The 14341-nt window shown below is 65.6% G+C and carries 13 protein-coding genes; 9 read left to right on the forward strand and 4 right to left on the reverse strand.

Annotation, left to right across the window (positions count from 1 at the left end; translation table 11 throughout):
- Positions 1–15 precede the first annotated feature (15 nt).
- Entirely contained in the window at positions 16–741 is a 726-nt protein-coding gene (locus tag S58_RS30570; protein WP_015669299.1) for a Fic/DOC family protein, read from the reverse strand.
- Entirely contained in the window at positions 731–994 is a 264-nt protein-coding gene (locus S58_RS30575; protein ID WP_015669300.1) for a hypothetical protein, read from the reverse strand. Before S58_RS30575 ends, S58_RS30570 begins: the two co-directional genes overlap by 11 nt.
- 222 nt (positions 995–1216) lie before the next feature.
- On the opposite strand from S58_RS30575, the gene S58_RS30580 reads away from it, so the two are divergent.
- From S58_RS30580 to S58_RS30590, 3 genes are all read left to right on the forward strand, one after another.
- Positions 1217–1768 (forward strand): phage holin family protein, encoded by a 552-nt coding sequence (locus S58_RS30580; protein WP_015669301.1) that lies wholly within the window; start codon positions 1217–1219, stop codon positions 1766–1768.
- 346 nt (positions 1769–2114) lie between these two features.
- On the forward strand, positions 2115–3677 hold the full coding sequence (locus S58_RS30585; protein ID WP_015669302.1) for an EAL domain-containing protein: 1563 nt from the start codon (positions 2115–2117) through the stop codon (positions 3675–3677).
- 15 nt (positions 3678–3692) lie between these two features.
- Complete coding sequence (locus S58_RS30590) at positions 3693–4547, forward strand: TIGR01459 family HAD-type hydrolase (protein ID WP_015669303.1); 855 nt, start codon at positions 3693–3695, stop codon at positions 4545–4547.
- 128 nt (positions 4548–4675) lie between these two features.
- Here S58_RS30590 and S58_RS30595 read toward each other — a convergent pair whose 3' ends face one another.
- Positions 4676–5509, reverse strand: coding sequence for an oxidoreductase (locus S58_RS30595; RefSeq protein ID WP_015669304.1), 834 nt, complete (start codon positions 5507–5509; stop codon positions 4676–4678).
- A 52-nt stretch (positions 5510–5561) separates the two neighbouring features.
- On the opposite strand from S58_RS30595, the gene S58_RS30600 reads away from it, so the two are divergent.
- A complete protein-coding gene (locus tag S58_RS30600; RefSeq protein ID WP_015669305.1) occupies positions 5562–6191 on the forward strand; it encodes a TetR/AcrR family transcriptional regulator in 630 nt (209 codons plus the stop codon).
- A gap of 163 nt (positions 6192–6354) precedes the next feature.
- Here the strand turns inward: S58_RS30600 and S58_RS30605 are convergent, their stop codons facing one another.
- Complete coding sequence (locus tag S58_RS30605) at positions 6355–6750, reverse strand: response regulator (protein WP_006613531.1); 396 nt, start codon at positions 6748–6750, stop codon at positions 6355–6357.
- A gap of 268 nt (positions 6751–7018) precedes the next feature.
- Here S58_RS30605 and S58_RS30610 point away from each other — a divergent pair, with 268 nt between their 5' ends.
- The 5 genes from S58_RS30610 (at position 7019) to S58_RS30630 (ending at position 14337) form a co-directional block, all read left to right on the forward strand.
- Positions 7019–7999, forward strand: a complete 981-nt coding sequence (locus tag S58_RS30610; protein WP_015669306.1) for a bifunctional riboflavin kinase/FAD synthetase — start codon at positions 7019–7021, stop codon at positions 7997–7999.
- Positions 8000–8218: 219 nt separating this feature from the next.
- On the forward strand, positions 8219–11218 hold the full coding sequence (gene ileS / locus S58_RS30615; protein WP_015669307.1) for an isoleucine--tRNA ligase: 3000 nt from the start codon (positions 8219–8221) through the stop codon (positions 11216–11218).
- 194 nt (positions 11219–11412) lie between these two features.
- Entirely contained in the window at positions 11413–11910 is a 498-nt protein-coding gene (gene lspA, locus S58_RS30620; protein WP_015669308.1) for a signal peptidase II, read from the forward strand.
- Positions 11911–12080: 170 nt separating this feature from the next.
- Positions 12081–12776, forward strand: a complete 696-nt coding sequence (locus S58_RS30625; RefSeq protein WP_015669309.1) for a hypothetical protein — start codon at positions 12081–12083, stop codon at positions 12774–12776.
- A 175-nt stretch (positions 12777–12951) separates the two neighbouring features.
- Positions 12952–14337, forward strand: a complete 1386-nt coding sequence (locus tag S58_RS30630; RefSeq protein WP_173424441.1) for a M16 family metallopeptidase — start codon at positions 12952–12954, stop codon at positions 14335–14337.
- Positions 14338–14341 lie beyond the last annotated feature (4 nt).

The raw sequence follows: 14341 nt of genomic DNA on the forward strand, positions 1-14341 counted from the left end.
GGATGGCTTGTCGTCTCAGGAGGCCGGGCCTTTGCGCTTGAGCTCCTGCGCCTCATAGCGAGCCTCAAGAGCCGGGTCTCCGGTGGGACCAGCGACCGCATCGGCGTTGCCGCCATCGAGACCGGGCGCCGCCTTGATGGCGGTGACCAGGTCGTCCTTGCCCGTAATTTTTCGGATGAAAGGTTTGAGATACATATCGAGCTTCCCCTGATTAGGAGCTTCGATCTCTCGAGCCAGCGCCGCGAGGTACTGCTCCTTGTCGGTCGCGGACCAGTCGATGCCAAAGCCGGCTCGCCGCGCAAGTTCCGCGTGAATCAACATGATCGTGCGTCCATTGCCGTCTAGAAACGGATGACCGTAGGCAAGATAGCCCATTATCTCGCCGGGCTTTTCGGCCATGAACGGCTTGTCCTGTCCCTTTACGAGTGCGTGGTCCACCGCACGGCGAATGTCTTTCGGGTGGGCGAACAGCACCGTACCCTTGTTGACGAAGATCGTCGGAGCATTCGTGAGACGATCTTCGCCTGCCCAGGGAAAGACAGCCTCGAATAGTGTCTTGTGGGTCTGCAGGACGTCAGCGTAAGTCAGAAACGAGCGACTTTCGAGATATCGCAATCCGGCATCGATTCCGGTCAGAAAGGAATTGTGCTGGAGGCGCTGAACGAGCGCGCGGTCCTTAGCCTTCGCGAGGTTGCGCAAGTAGCCACGAGTCTCGAAGTCCCCGAAAGGATCAAAGGTCACGGACGGTTTCGCGCAGGTAGCGGGCCTGAAGCCGGACAGCCTGAACGCGATCAAGAATGCCGGCGCGTTGCAACGCTACGATCGTGTTCTCGATGGAGTCGAAATCGATGTCATCGCCGGACAGGCGTGTGACATGGTGAGCAAAGAGATCGTTCGAGGACACAACGACCGCGACATTCTTGGTCCTTGCGAGCCTCTGAATCACGCCGGCGGTATAGCCTGGCTTGGTTGTGGTGACACGTCGGATGGACATGGATTCTCCTCTGGTCACTATAGTATCGGAAGCACCGAAAATCCATTCAGCTAAGGCATTGACTTTCGTTGACCGGGGCACGCCGGCGCTAGCCGCGGCAAGCGGCAACCGGCTGCCCGAACACCCGTCCCCGCGCCCCGTTATCGGGAACCTTCGCAAATCCTCCACGTTCATCCCGCGAGCCGGCGGTTCGCGCGCGGCGAGGGATGTTGGAGGACGCGCATGCTCGCACCGCCAGGAGAGCTGTTGCGATTGGGGCTCGAGCAGCGGCTGAACCGCGTCAAGCGCGCCACGCAATCCTACATGCGTGATCGCGCACGGCAGGCCACGGGCACGATGACGTCCTATGCCGTCGCCGCCGGGTTGTTCGCGACAGCGGGCATCTTCCTGATCGGCGCCTGCATCGTCGGACTGACGGCCTTGTTCCGCTGGGTGGAAATGTCCTACGGCCTGTTCACGGCGTTCGCCGTGGTCGGCGGCCTCCTGGTCGCGCTGGCGTTGGTCTGCGCGGCCATTGCGGCGATCAAGCTGCGACGGCCCGCGCCGCATTATCCGTCGCTCGGCAGCCGGCTGCGTGTCGCGATCGCTGCGCCGGTGGCCAAAGAACCCGACGCCGACGAGATCGATCCGGATACGATTCCGCTCGCGCCCTCGGCGACGTCGATGAACCACACGCGCGGGCTCGGACGCGTCAACGTGCCGGTCGGTGTCGCCGTCGCGGCGCTGCTGCTCGGCGTCGCAGCCTTGCGCCGGCGGCAGAATCGGGACGCGTGACACATCCGCATGTTCCGCATGTGATGCCGACATGACGTATCCACCATCAATCGATCTGCGACGAAGTATCTGAGCTGATCAGTTTCCCGGGGCGGCCTCGTTCTACGACGCAGCCACTTTGTCGAAACGTTTATGTGTCGAAACGTTTCACGCCCCGGCGTGAGCCGCGTCACCGTTGTTCTACGGTATGCGCCACTACGATGACACTCCGCCTTTTGACGAGAAATTGCGTAAATGACACGCGCCGGGGAAATCGTCGGGCTCCCCCGGTATTTGAATCCTGACGACTATCCTCGCGAATCAACAGAAGTGGTAAGGTTGCGTTCGGTTGGGAGCGTCGCGCAGCATGATCCGTATCTCCACGATTTTCATCGCCGTCTGCATGGTTCTGGTCGCGGCATCGCTCGGCCTGATCCTGTATTCGGTGGCCGGCATCAGTGGCTCGGAATCCGCGATCGTGGCGCTGGCCGCCCTGACCTTCCTGATTCTGTACAACGCCGTCTCGATGCGGCTGCGCGACCGCTCCGACGTCGGCAGCCAGATCGCCGATCTCTCGCGTGGCACCGCCGACCTCGCGCGTCAGGTCGCCGAATTCGGCCGGCGGCTGTCGGCGGTCGAGGGGCGCGTGGTGTCGTCGAGCTCGGTCAGTGCCGATCGCCTGCATGGCGTGATCGGCGAGATCAACGAGCTCGGCGGGCTGATGAAGCAGCTCGCCGTCACCGTCGCCCAGCATGAGGACCTGATCGCAGCCATCCCGCCGGCGACGGCAGGAGCCGCGGCGGCAACTGACGTTCGCGAAACCGTTCACCCGACCCCCGCCGCTGCTCCGGACATGAAGGCCGCCCCGTCGAGCGGCCTCGACATCAAGGGGCCCGAGGCCCCCGCGGCAATCAGCTCGGGCGCCGTAGCGGCGCCCGCCCCTGCCACGAGACCGACGGTCGCGCCGACGGTGAATGCCGCACCGGCGATGTCCCCGATCGCGGCACCATCAGCGCCGCGCAGCCCGCCGCAGATCCTCGCGGCCGTCAAAGGCGCGATCGAGGACAACCGCCTCGACATCTACCTGCAGCCGCTGGTGACGCTGCCCCAGCGCAAGGTCCGGTTCTACGAAGCGGTGACGCGGCTGCGCGACGACCGCGACCAGGTGGTCGCGGCCGAGGACTTCATCGGCATCGCCGAAGCGGCCGGCCTGGTCGGACGGATCGACCACATGGTCCTGCTTCGCTGCGTGCAGGTGCTGCGCCGCCTGATGGTCCGCAACAAGGAGGTCGGGATCTTCTGCAACATCTCGTCGGCGACCCTGAGCAGTCCGGCGAATTTTGCGCAGTGTCTCGATTTCCTCGAAGCGAATCGCGCGCTGGCGCCGTCCTTCGTTCTCGAGTTCAAGCAGTCGACGTTGCGCGGCCTGGGTCCGACCGAGACCGAGCACCTCGCGGCATTGGCCCAGCGCGGCTACCGCTTCTCGATCGACCATGTCACCGACCTCAGGTTCGAGCCGCGCGAGCTCGCCGATCGCGGCGTCCGCTTCATCAAGGTGCCGGCCGCGCTGCTGCTCGACCCCAAGCAGAGCTCGGTGTCCGACATCCATCCGACCGACCTCTCCGATCTGCTGGGCCGGTTCGGCATCGACCTGATCGCCGAGCGGATCGAGGGCGAGAACAGCGTCGTCGACCTGCTCGACTACGACGTCCGCTTCGGCCAGGGCTTCCTGTTCGCGCCGCCCCGCCCATTGCGACCCGAGAGCGCATCTGCTACCGGCGATGCCGCTGCCGGCGCCCCAGGCGGGCAGGACCTCAAGATTCAGGACCCCAATGCCGCCGGCCACACCACACTCGATGCGTCGAACACCAACGCTCCGACGCGCAGCGGCAACGCCGCTTTGGCCCGCCGCATCGCCGGGACCATCTGACGTCAGACGCCTGCCATGACCGGACTGCACTTCGAACAGCGGCTGCGCGATCTGGTCGGCCGCAAGCAGGTGCTGCTGAGCGACATCTGGGGCGTGGTCCATAACGGGCTGGAGTCGTTCCCCGAGGCCTGCGAGGCGCTGCATCGCTTTCGCCACGAAGGCGGTACGGTGATCCTGATCACCAATGCGCCGCGGCCGGCCGATTCGGTGCAGCGCCAGCTGCGCAAGCTCGGCGTCGCCGACGAGGTCTACAGCGCCATCGTCTCCTCCGGCGACCTGACCCGGCACTACGTGGCCGACCATCCCGGCGGCAAGGTGTTCTGGCTCGGCCCCGAGCGCGACAATTCCATCCATCGCGGTCTCGACGTGGCGCTGTCGCCGCTGGAGGACGCCTCCTACATCATCTGCACCGGCCTCTATGACGACGAGACCGAGACCGCCGAAGATTACCGGCCGATGCTGCTGCGCGCGCGCGAGCGCAAGCTGCCGCTGATCTGCGCCAATCCCGACATCGTGGTCGAGCGCGGCGACCGGCTGATCTACTGCGCTGGCGCCATCGCCGAGCTCTACCGCGAGCTCGGCGGCGAGGTGATCTTCTACGGCAAGCCACACCGGCCGATCTACGACCGCGCCATGATGCTGGCCGAGCAGCACGCCGGCCGGCCGATTGCGCGTGAAGAGGTGCTGGCGATCGGCGATTCCGTTCGTACTGATCTGGCCGGCGCGCACGGCTTCGGCATCGACTGCCTGTTCGTGACCCGCGGCATCCATTCCGAGGAGTTCGCCGGCGTCGAGCAGCTCGACCCCGCCTCGGTCAAGGAGCTGTTCGGCCACCCGCCCCGCGCCCTGATGCGCGAATTGAAGTGGTGAAATTGGGGAAATGACGCGCTGCCTGATCTGACTGCGTCAGAGCCGCCGTCCTTACCCGGCAGCCCGTCAGGACCGAACTCAGACGCGCAATTGCGCATGTCGGTCGATGCTGTCGCATCGCCCCGTTGTCACGTGGCAAAGCCGGTGGAGCGCGAGACGGCCTCCCAGGTTGCAATGCCCGCTTTCATCTGATCGAGCTTCTCCAGCACAAGGCCCAGCGCATCCTCGCCGAGGAACAGGCGGGTCGGCGGATTTTCGGCCTCGACCAGCCGCAGCAGGGCTTGTGCCGCTTTGTCAGGGTCGCCGGGCTGATTGCCGCTCTTGGCCTGCCGTGCGGCACGAATCGGGTCCATGATCGCATCGTAATCGGGAATGCTGCGCGGGGTTCGGTCCATCGAGCGGCCGGCCCAGTCGGTGCGGAACTGCCCCGGTGCGAGGACGGTCACGCGGATGCCGAAGGACGCCAGCTCTTTGCTCAGGGCTTCCGAGATCCCGTCCAGAGCGAACTTGCTGCCGCAATAGAAGGCGATTCCCGGCATGGTGATGAAACCGCCCATCGAGGTGATGTTGACGATATGTCCCCGTCGCCGCTCGCGCATGCCTGGCAGCACCGCCTTCATCATCGCCACCGGTCCGAACACATTGGCGGCGAACTGGCGCTGCAGATCGTCCATCGACGATTCCTCCAGCACGCCTTCGTGGCCGTAACCGGCATTGTTGACCAGCACATCGACCGGGCCGACGTCCCGTTCGGCCTTCTGCACCGCGTCCAGGATCGCGGCATAATGGGTAACGTCGAGCTGGAGCGGGAAGGCCCGCTCAGACGTGCGGAAGGCGTCCGCGTCTTTGGCCCGGCGCACGGTGCCGATCACGCGATGGCCGGCCGCCAGGGCGCCCGCAGCGAAGGCGCGCCCAAGGCCGGAGCTGACGCCCGTGATGAGGAATGTCTTGGTCTCTGTCATTGCAAGGCTCACAAGGCTATTGGTTTCGATTTATATCATGATATAATCTTCCATGGCCCGTGACAAGATCCGTCCTGACACCACCAAGCGGCCCATGCGGGAGCGCGTTCTCGATGCCGCCGAACACCTGTTGTCGCAGGGAAGCGCCGCGTTCTCGATGCGAGAGCTTGCCGATGCAGCGGGGGTAAGCTTTGCCACCCCGTTCAATCAGTTCGGCAGCAAGAGCGCGATCATGCTGGCGCTGTCGGCGCGGCGCATCACCCTGATGCACGAGCGGCTCGCGCAGGCCGACCTTCCCGATGCCGCCGCCGCCCGCGTCCTGGCCACTGTCGACATCGCGGCTTCCGTCATGCTGATGGCGCCGACCGTCAACCGCGCCGTCATGGGGGCAATCAGCGCCCCAAGCGACGCGCCTGGCGATGTGTCGTCACGTTCGAGTGCCTTGTGGGCTGCGGCCCTGGGGAGTGGGAACCGGCTTGCGGCGGCAACGCGCGTCCTTGCATTGTCCACGCTCCCGGATCAGCTCGCCGTCGCATTTCGCGGTGTGCTATCGTTCTGGACCGCAGGAGAATTGGCCGATCCGGCGCTGGGCCGGCGTGCACGCGCAGCAGCCGCGGCGGTCATGCTGGGATTTGTCGAGCACGACGGCCGCGAAGAGCTTTTGGTGCTGTTGCAGAACTGACGTGCAGCAGGCCCATGCAACGAAACGCCCGGCTTGCCGTCGGCGGCCGCCCCGAATCCTGACAGGCAGCGCAAGCTCCTGATCCACGAACCGGACTGTCGAATAGAAAAATGCCCGGCCATTCAGCCGGGCATCGGGGACCTTGCCGGTGACGAGGATTGAATCAGGCCGTCGCCATGTCCGGGAAGACGGCGTCGATCTTGGTCTTCAAGGTCGCCGCGTTGAACGGCTTGACGATATAGTTGTTCACGCCGGCCTTCTTGGCCGCGATCACGTTCTCGGTCTTGGATTCCGCCGTGATCATGATGAACGGCGTGGTCGCCAGGTTCGGATCGGCGCGGACCTCGCGGAGCAGGTCATAGCCGGTCATCGGCTCCATGTTCCAATCGGAGATCACGAGGCCGTATTTCTTGGCGCGCATCTTGTTGAGCGCCATCGAGCCGTCGCTGGCATCGTCGATGTCCTCGAACCCGATCTGCTTCAGAAGATTCCTGATGATACGGATCATGGTGCTGTAATCGTCGACGACGAGCACCGGCATCGTCAAATCAACCGCCATTCTTGACTCCCCCAGACGCGAACACAACGCGCAGACTGTTACCGAAAGGCTCTTGCGGCACAGGTCTCGACGACCCTGCCATCCGCTCCAAGCTGTAGCATCAGCCGTTAAACAGCGCGTTAACTGCCCCGCGGCTGCATGTCGCTATTGCTGCACTGCATGAAGCTCGGAACCCCTTTGGCTTGACTTCGCGGAGCCGGCCGCCCACGGTCGAGCGGACCACCCGCCGGTCGGCGAGTTTACGAAATCTGCGAGATATTTCCGTAACATGCCTGCTTTTTCGATCATCCGCGATTCCACGCCGCCGTCCGACATCCTCAAGGGCGCGGTGGTGGCGATGGGCAATTTCGACGGCGTCCATCTCGGCCACAGGGCCGTGATCGGGGCGGCGATCGAGATGGGCAAGACCCATGGGCGCCCGGCCCTGGCGCTCACCTTTGAACCCCACCCGCGGCGCTTCTTCAGCCCGAATACGCCGCAGTTCCGGCTGACCGACGAGACCGCCAAGCTGCGGCTGCTGGCTGGAATGGGGCTGGCCGGCGCGGTGGTCATGACCTTTGACAAGGGCCGCGCCCAGACCACGGCGCAGGATTTCATTCACCGTGACCTGATTGGACGGCTCGGCGTGTCCGGGATTGCGGTCGGCTACGACTTCCATTTCGGCAAGGGCCGGGTCGGCTCGCCCAGCCTGCTCGCCAACGAGGCGCCGAAGCTCGGCATCGAGGTCGACGTCCAGGCCCATGTCGACATCGACGAGCGGCCGGTGTCCTCGACCGCGATCCGCGAGGCGCTGGCCGAGGGCCAGGTCACGGAGGCGACCGCCATGCTCGGCGGCCCCTGGTTCGTGACCTCGGAGGTGATCCACGGCGAGAAGCGCGGCCGCGATCTCGGCTATCCCACCGCCAACATGCGGCTCGACCGCGATTGCGGCCTGCGCCACGGCATCTACGCCGTCAGGGTCGGCCGCGGCCGCGGCACTGAGCGGGTGCTGATCGACGGCGTCGCCAATTTCGGCCGCCGGCCGACCTTCGACAATGGCGCGCCGCTGCTGGAAACCTTCCTGTTCGATTTCAAGGACAGCCTGTATGGCGAGGTCCTCGATGTCGCCTTCATCGGCTTCATCCGCGAGGAGGCCAAATTCACCTCGATCGAGGCTCTGATCCGGCAGATGGACGACGACAGTGCCCAGGCGCGCGCCCTGCTCGCGGCCAATCCCGGCCTCTTCCCCCGGCTCGGCGAGATCGGATAGGCCCTCACCAGGCCGGCCCGCACGATCACTTTGCGATTTCGCAGGCTCCCTGCTATGAGGGAGCCCCATGTTGATACGGCGCATCATCGGCATTAGCGGCCCGGCTTCCGCCTGAGCTTTTCGAGCTCGGCGCAAGACCGGGATGTCTCTGCTCGTTCCGCCGCCCGCGATCCTAACATCGCGCCTCCGCGCCCCATCTCTCAGACAGCCAGATCCACGATGTCCGAAAAGCCGCAAAAGTCCGACGCTCCTGATTATTCAAAAACCCTCTATCTGCCGCAGACGGAATTCCCGATGCGCGCCGGCCTGCCGCAGCGCGAGCCGGAGCTGCTGAAATATTGGAGTGACATCGACCTCTACGGCAAGCTGCGCGAGACCGCCAAGAGCAGGCCGAAATTCGTCCTGCATGACGGCCCGCCCTACGCCAACGGCAATATCCATATCGGGCACGCGCTGAACAAGATCCTCAAGGACGTCGTGACCAAGAGCCAGCAGATGCTCGGCCACGATTCCAACTACGTGCCGGGCTGGGACTGCCACGGCCTGCCGATCGAGTGGAAGATCGAGGAGGAGAACTATCGCAAGAAGGGCAAGACCAAGCCCGACTTCCGCGATAGCACCGCCATGGTCGCGTTCCGCAAGGAGTGCCGCGCCTATGCCGAGCATTGGCTCAACGTGCAGCGCGAGGAGTTCAAGCGTCTCGGCGTGATCGGCGACTGGGACCATCCCTACGCCACCATGACCTATCCGGCCGAGGCGCAGATCGCGCGCGAGCTGATGAAGTTCGCCGCCAACGGCACGCTGTATCGCGGCTCCAAGCCGGTGATGTGGAGCGTCGTCGAAAAGACCGCGCTGGCCGAGGCCGAGGTCGAGTATGAGGACTATCAGTCCGACACGGTGTGGGTGAAGTTTCCGGTGACCTCGCCGGCGCATGGCGCGCTGGCCGGCGCGTCGGTGGTGATCTGGACCACCACGCCCTGGACGCTGCCCGGCAACCGCGCCATCTCGTTCTCGCCGAAGATCGCCTATGGCCTCTATGAGGTCACCGACGCGCCCGCCGACAATTGGGCGAAGACCGGCGACAAGCTCATTCTCGCCGACGCGCTCGCCGACAGCGTGTTCAAGCAGGCGCGCGTCACGAGCTACAACAAGCTGCGCGACATCCCCGGCGACACGCTGGATGCGGTCGAATGCGCGCATCCGTTCAAGGGTCTCGCCGGCGGCTACAATTTCGTCGTGCCGCTGCTGCCGGGCGATCACGTCACCGACGACACCGGCACCGGCTTCGTGCATACCGCCCCCGGCCACGGCCGCGAGGATTTTGACGTCTGGATGGCCAATGCCCGCGAGCTCGATGGCAGGGGCATCGCGACCACGATCCCCTACACCGTCGACGAGAACGGCGCGCTGACCGATCACGCCCCGGGCTTCACCGGCAAGCGCGTCATCAACGACAAGGGCGAGAAGGGCGACGCCAACGAGGCCGTCATCAAGGCGCTGACCGACGCGGGCATGCTGCTCGCGCGCGGCCGGCTCAAGCATCAATACCCGCATTCCTGGCGCTCCAAGAAGCCGGTGATCTTCCGCAACACGCCGCAATGGTTCATCGCGATGGACAAGGACATTGCCGACGACGGCAAGTCCAAGTCCGGCGACACTCTGCGCGCCCGCGCGCTGCGCGCAATCTCGGTCACGCAATGGGTGCCGGCCGCCGGCCAGAACCGCATCAACGGCATGATCGCCAACCGCCCGGACTGGGTGATCTCGCGTCAGCGCGCCTGGGGCGTGCCGATCGCGGTGTTCGTGCGCGAGACCGGCGACGGCTCGGCCGAGATCCTGCAGGACGAGACCGTCAACACCCGCATCGCCGACGCGTTTGAGAAGGAAGGCGCCGACGCGTGGTATGCCGACGGCGCGCGCGAGCGCTTCCTCGGGTCACGCGCCAACGAGGACTGGAAGAAGGTCGACGACATCTGCGACGTCTGGTTCGATTCCGGCTCGACCCACGCCTTCGTGCTCGAAGACCCCGTGCACTTCCCCGGCCTCGCCGGCATCAAGCGCAAGGTCGATGGCGGCCGGGACACGGTGATGTACCTGGAAGGCAGTGACCAGCATCGCGGCTGGTTCCACTCGTCGCTGCTGGAGAGCTGCGGCACCCGCGGCCGCGCGCCGTATGACGTCGTGCTGACGCACGGCTTCACGCTCGACGAGAACGGCCGCAAGATGTCGAAGTCGCTGGGCAACACGATCGAGCCGCAGAAGGTGATCAAGGATTCCGGCGCCGACATCCTGCGCCTGTGGGTGTGCGCGACCGACTATGCCGACGACCAGCGCATCGGCCCGGAGATCCTCAAGAACACCATCGAGACCTATCGCAAGCTGCGCAACTCGATCCGCTGGATGCTCGGCACGCTGCATCACTACAAGCGCAGCGACGCGGTCGCGTTGGCCGACATGCCGGAGCTGGAGCGGCTGATGCTGCATCAGCTCGGCCAGCATGCCGAGGTCATCGGCCGTGCCTATGCCGCGTTCGACTACAAGACCGTGATCTCCTCGCTGGCGGCGTTCATGAACACCGAGCTGTCGGCGTTCTATTTCGACATCCGCAAGGACACGCTGTATTGCGATCCGCCGTCCTCGGTGGCGCGCAAGGCGGCGCTGACCGCGATCGACCTGATCTGCGACGCCATCCTGAAATGGCTGGCGCCGGTGCTGTCCTTCACCACCGACGAGGCGTGGCGGATGTACCGGCCGGACGCCGAGCCGTCGGTGCATCTGACGCTGTTCCCGGACGCGATGGACGGTTATCGCGACGACGCGCTCGCCGCGAAATGGGAGACCATCCGCAACGTCAGGCGCGTCGTCACCGGCGCGCTGGAGCTCGCCCGCGCCGCCAAGACCATCGGCTCCTCGCTCGAGGCGTCGCCGATCATCTACGTCGCCGACCGCGCGCTGATTGGCACGCTGTTCGACACGGACTTGGCCGAGGTCTGCATCACCTCGAACTACGAGGTCCGCGAGGGCGATGCGCCGGCGGAGGCCTTCCGGCTCGATGCGGTGCCGGGCGTGGCCGTGGTCGTGGAGAAAGCCGTGGGCAGGAAGTGCGCCCGCTCCTGGAAGATCCTGGAGAGCGTCGGCGAGGACGCCGAATACCCCGACGTCTCCCCCCGCGACGCCCACGCGCTGCGGGAGTGGAAGGCGCTGGGGGTGGGTGTGTGAGTCGCGCTGCCGCGACATCCAAAAGTGTCGTCCCCGCGCACGCGGGGACCCATAACCACCGATCGTCCTGGTAGACAAAGACAGATGACTCCGAGCCTTTTTCAGCAACTGGCCCTCCGCGGTATGGGTCCCCGCGTTCGCGGGGACGACAGCTGTGATTGTGGCCCCCTGCGCGCCTCCCTCACCGGCCAGCAATGACCTCCCGCCTCCGCCTCGGCCTCATCGCGGGCTTCGCCACCCTGGTCATCGACCAGGCCTGCAAGCTGTGGCTGCTGTATGTGTTCGACCTGCCCAGCCGCGGCACGGTCAGGGTCACGCCGTTCTTCGACCTCTATCTGGCCTGGAACATCGGCATCAGCTTCGGCTGGCTGCAGAACGACAGCGCGCTCGCGCAATATGCGCTGATGGCGGTGAAGGCGGTGGCGGTGGTGCTGCTGGCGGTCTGGATGGCGCGCTCGGAAACCAAGCTGGCGACGGCGGCGCTCGGCATGATCATCGGCGGCGCCATCGGCAACGGCATCGACCGGCTGGCCTACGGCGCGGTGGTCGATTTCGCGCTGTTCCACGTCCAGATCGGCGGCACCGTTTACAATTGGTACATCTTCAACCTGGCCGATGTGGCCATCGTTGCCGGGGTGGCGGGCCTGCTGTATGACTCCTTCTTCGGGACTCATGCCGCAAAAGCGCCCTGATCCGGGTCGATACCGGCCGGTGCGCCCTGGAGCCAAGGGCCTGAGGTTCTTCACATTTTCGGGATCGGCCCGGTGACCGGGCGGCCCGTGTGCGGCGAGGGTCCAAATCAGTGGGGTCGCAGCCGGTTCGTCGGAACACGAGCACTGGACAAGCGAGGACAGGGAAAGCCATGCGCAAGACCGAAGTCAGCGGCCGGATCGTGACCAGCGCGGCCATTCGCACCCTGCGGCTGTCCGCCGTCGCGCTCGGCATCGGCGTCATCATGGCCGCGGGCGTCGCCCGCGCCCAGGAGGACGAGGAGGACGACAAGACCTTCGAAGAGAAGATCATCGACAATCTGATGCGCGGCATCGGCGGCACCAACATGGAAACGCCGACGATCAATTACCGCGAGCGCTCGCCGCTGGTCGTACCACCCAAGATCGACCTGCCCCCGCCGGCCTCCGAGGCCAAGGCGACCGCGCCGAACTGGCCGAAGGACCCTGACGAGCAGCAACGCCGCGCCGCCGCCGCTGCGCGCAAAAAGGACAACAAGGACCCCGTCAACGCGGCCCGTCCGCTGACCCCCGCCGAAATGAAGATGGGACGGACCGCGGCGGCGAAGCAGACCGAGCCGGTGCAGCCGGGTGTCACCAACAATCCGATGCTCAGCCCGGCGCAGCTCGGCTTCAAGGGCGGCCTGTTCGGAATGTTCAAGGGCAACGACAAGGAGGAGACGAAGTTCACCTCCGAGCCACAGCGCGAAAGCCTGACCCAGCCGCCTCCGGGCTATCAGACCCCCTCGCCCGGCTATGCCTACGGCACCGGCCCGCGGGAGCCGCTTGGCGCCAAGCAGATGGACATCATGACCGGCAAGGAACGGTAACGGCGGCTGCTCGCCCGAGTGCCCCCGGAATTGTCCGCCGCGCCGAAATTAGCGAAATTTAACGTCTTGCGGCGGCACCATCCCGTCGCTGTTTTGTGACGCCGGGCTCCGTCCCGCGCGGTGTAGCATGCTGCGCTCAAACCCGATCGCCCGTCCGCGGGCCTTCAGAAGGATCATGATGTCCTCGCACCGGTTCATTTCCGTCGCCGCCGCGCTCGTCTCCCTCACCTCGCTCACGGCCGGCGCTTCGGCGCAGACGACGTTCGCCTCCGAGCCGCCCGCCAGCTTCACCCTTCCGAACGGCCTGCAGGTCGTCGTGATCCAGGATCACCGCACCCCGGTGGTGACGCAGATGATCTGGTACAAGGTCGGCTCCGCCGACGAGACGCCCGGCAAGTCGGGGCTGGCGCACTTCCTCGAACATCTGATGTTCAAGGGCACCGAGAAGCATCCGGCCGGCGAGTTCTCCAAGACCGTGCTGAAGATCGGCGGCAACGAGAACGCCTTCACCTCGGTCGACTACACCGGCTACTTCCAGCGCGTGCCGCGCGATCAGCTGCCGAAGATGATGGAGTTCGAGGCCGACCGCATGACCGGCCTGGTGCTGAAGGACGAGAACGTGCTGCCCGAGCGTGATGTCGTGCTCGAAGAGTACAATATGCGCGTCGCCAACTCTCCGGAAGCCCGTCTCACCGAGCAGGTCATGGCGGCGCTGTACGTCAACCATCCCTATGGCCGGCCGGTGATCGGCTGGCGGCCCGAGATCGAGAAGCTCGGCCGCGAGGATGCGCTGGCGTTCTACCGCCGCTTCTACGCGCCCAACAATGCGATCCTGGTCATCGCCGGCGACACCGACGCGAGGGAAGTGCGCCCGCTGGTCGAGCAGACGTTCGCCAAGGTCCCCGCGCAGGCCGACATTCCCGCGCGCCGCCTGCGGCCGCAGGAGCCCGAGCCGGTCGCGCCGCGCACCGTGACGCTGTCGGACCCGCATGTCGAGCAGCCCTCGATGCGCCGTTTCTATCTGGTGCCATCGGCCACCACCGCCGCGCCCGGCGAGTCCGCCGCACTCGACGTGCTGGCGCAGCTGATGGGCGCCGGCAGCAACTCCTATCTCTATCGCGCACTGGTCATCGACAAGCCGCTCGCGGTCAACGCCAGTGCGTCCTATCAGGGCACGTCGCTCGATCCGAGCCAGTTCTCCGTCGCGGCGGCGCCGCGACCGGGCGTCGAGTTCGCCCAGGTCGAGGCCGTGGTCGACAGCGTCATCGCGGAGATCGCGCAGAACCCGGTCCCGGCCTCCGATCTCGAACGCGTCAAGACGCAGCTGATCGCGGAAGCGATCTACGCCAATGACAACCAGGCGACGATGGCGCGCTGGTATGGCGGCGGCCTCACCACGGGGCTGAGCATCGAGGACATAAGGAGCTGGCCTGATCGCATCCGCGCCGTGACCGCCGAGCAGGTGCGCGCGGCGGCGCAGAAATGGCTCGACAAGAAGCGCTCGGTCACCGGCTATCTGATCAAGGACAATGCCGCCAAGCGCGAGGAGAAGCGGTCGTGAGCAA

It is taken from the genome of Bradyrhizobium oligotrophicum S58, assembly GCF_000344805.1.
Lineage (GTDB): Bacteria > Pseudomonadota > Alphaproteobacteria > Rhizobiales > Xanthobacteraceae > Bradyrhizobium > Bradyrhizobium oligotrophicum.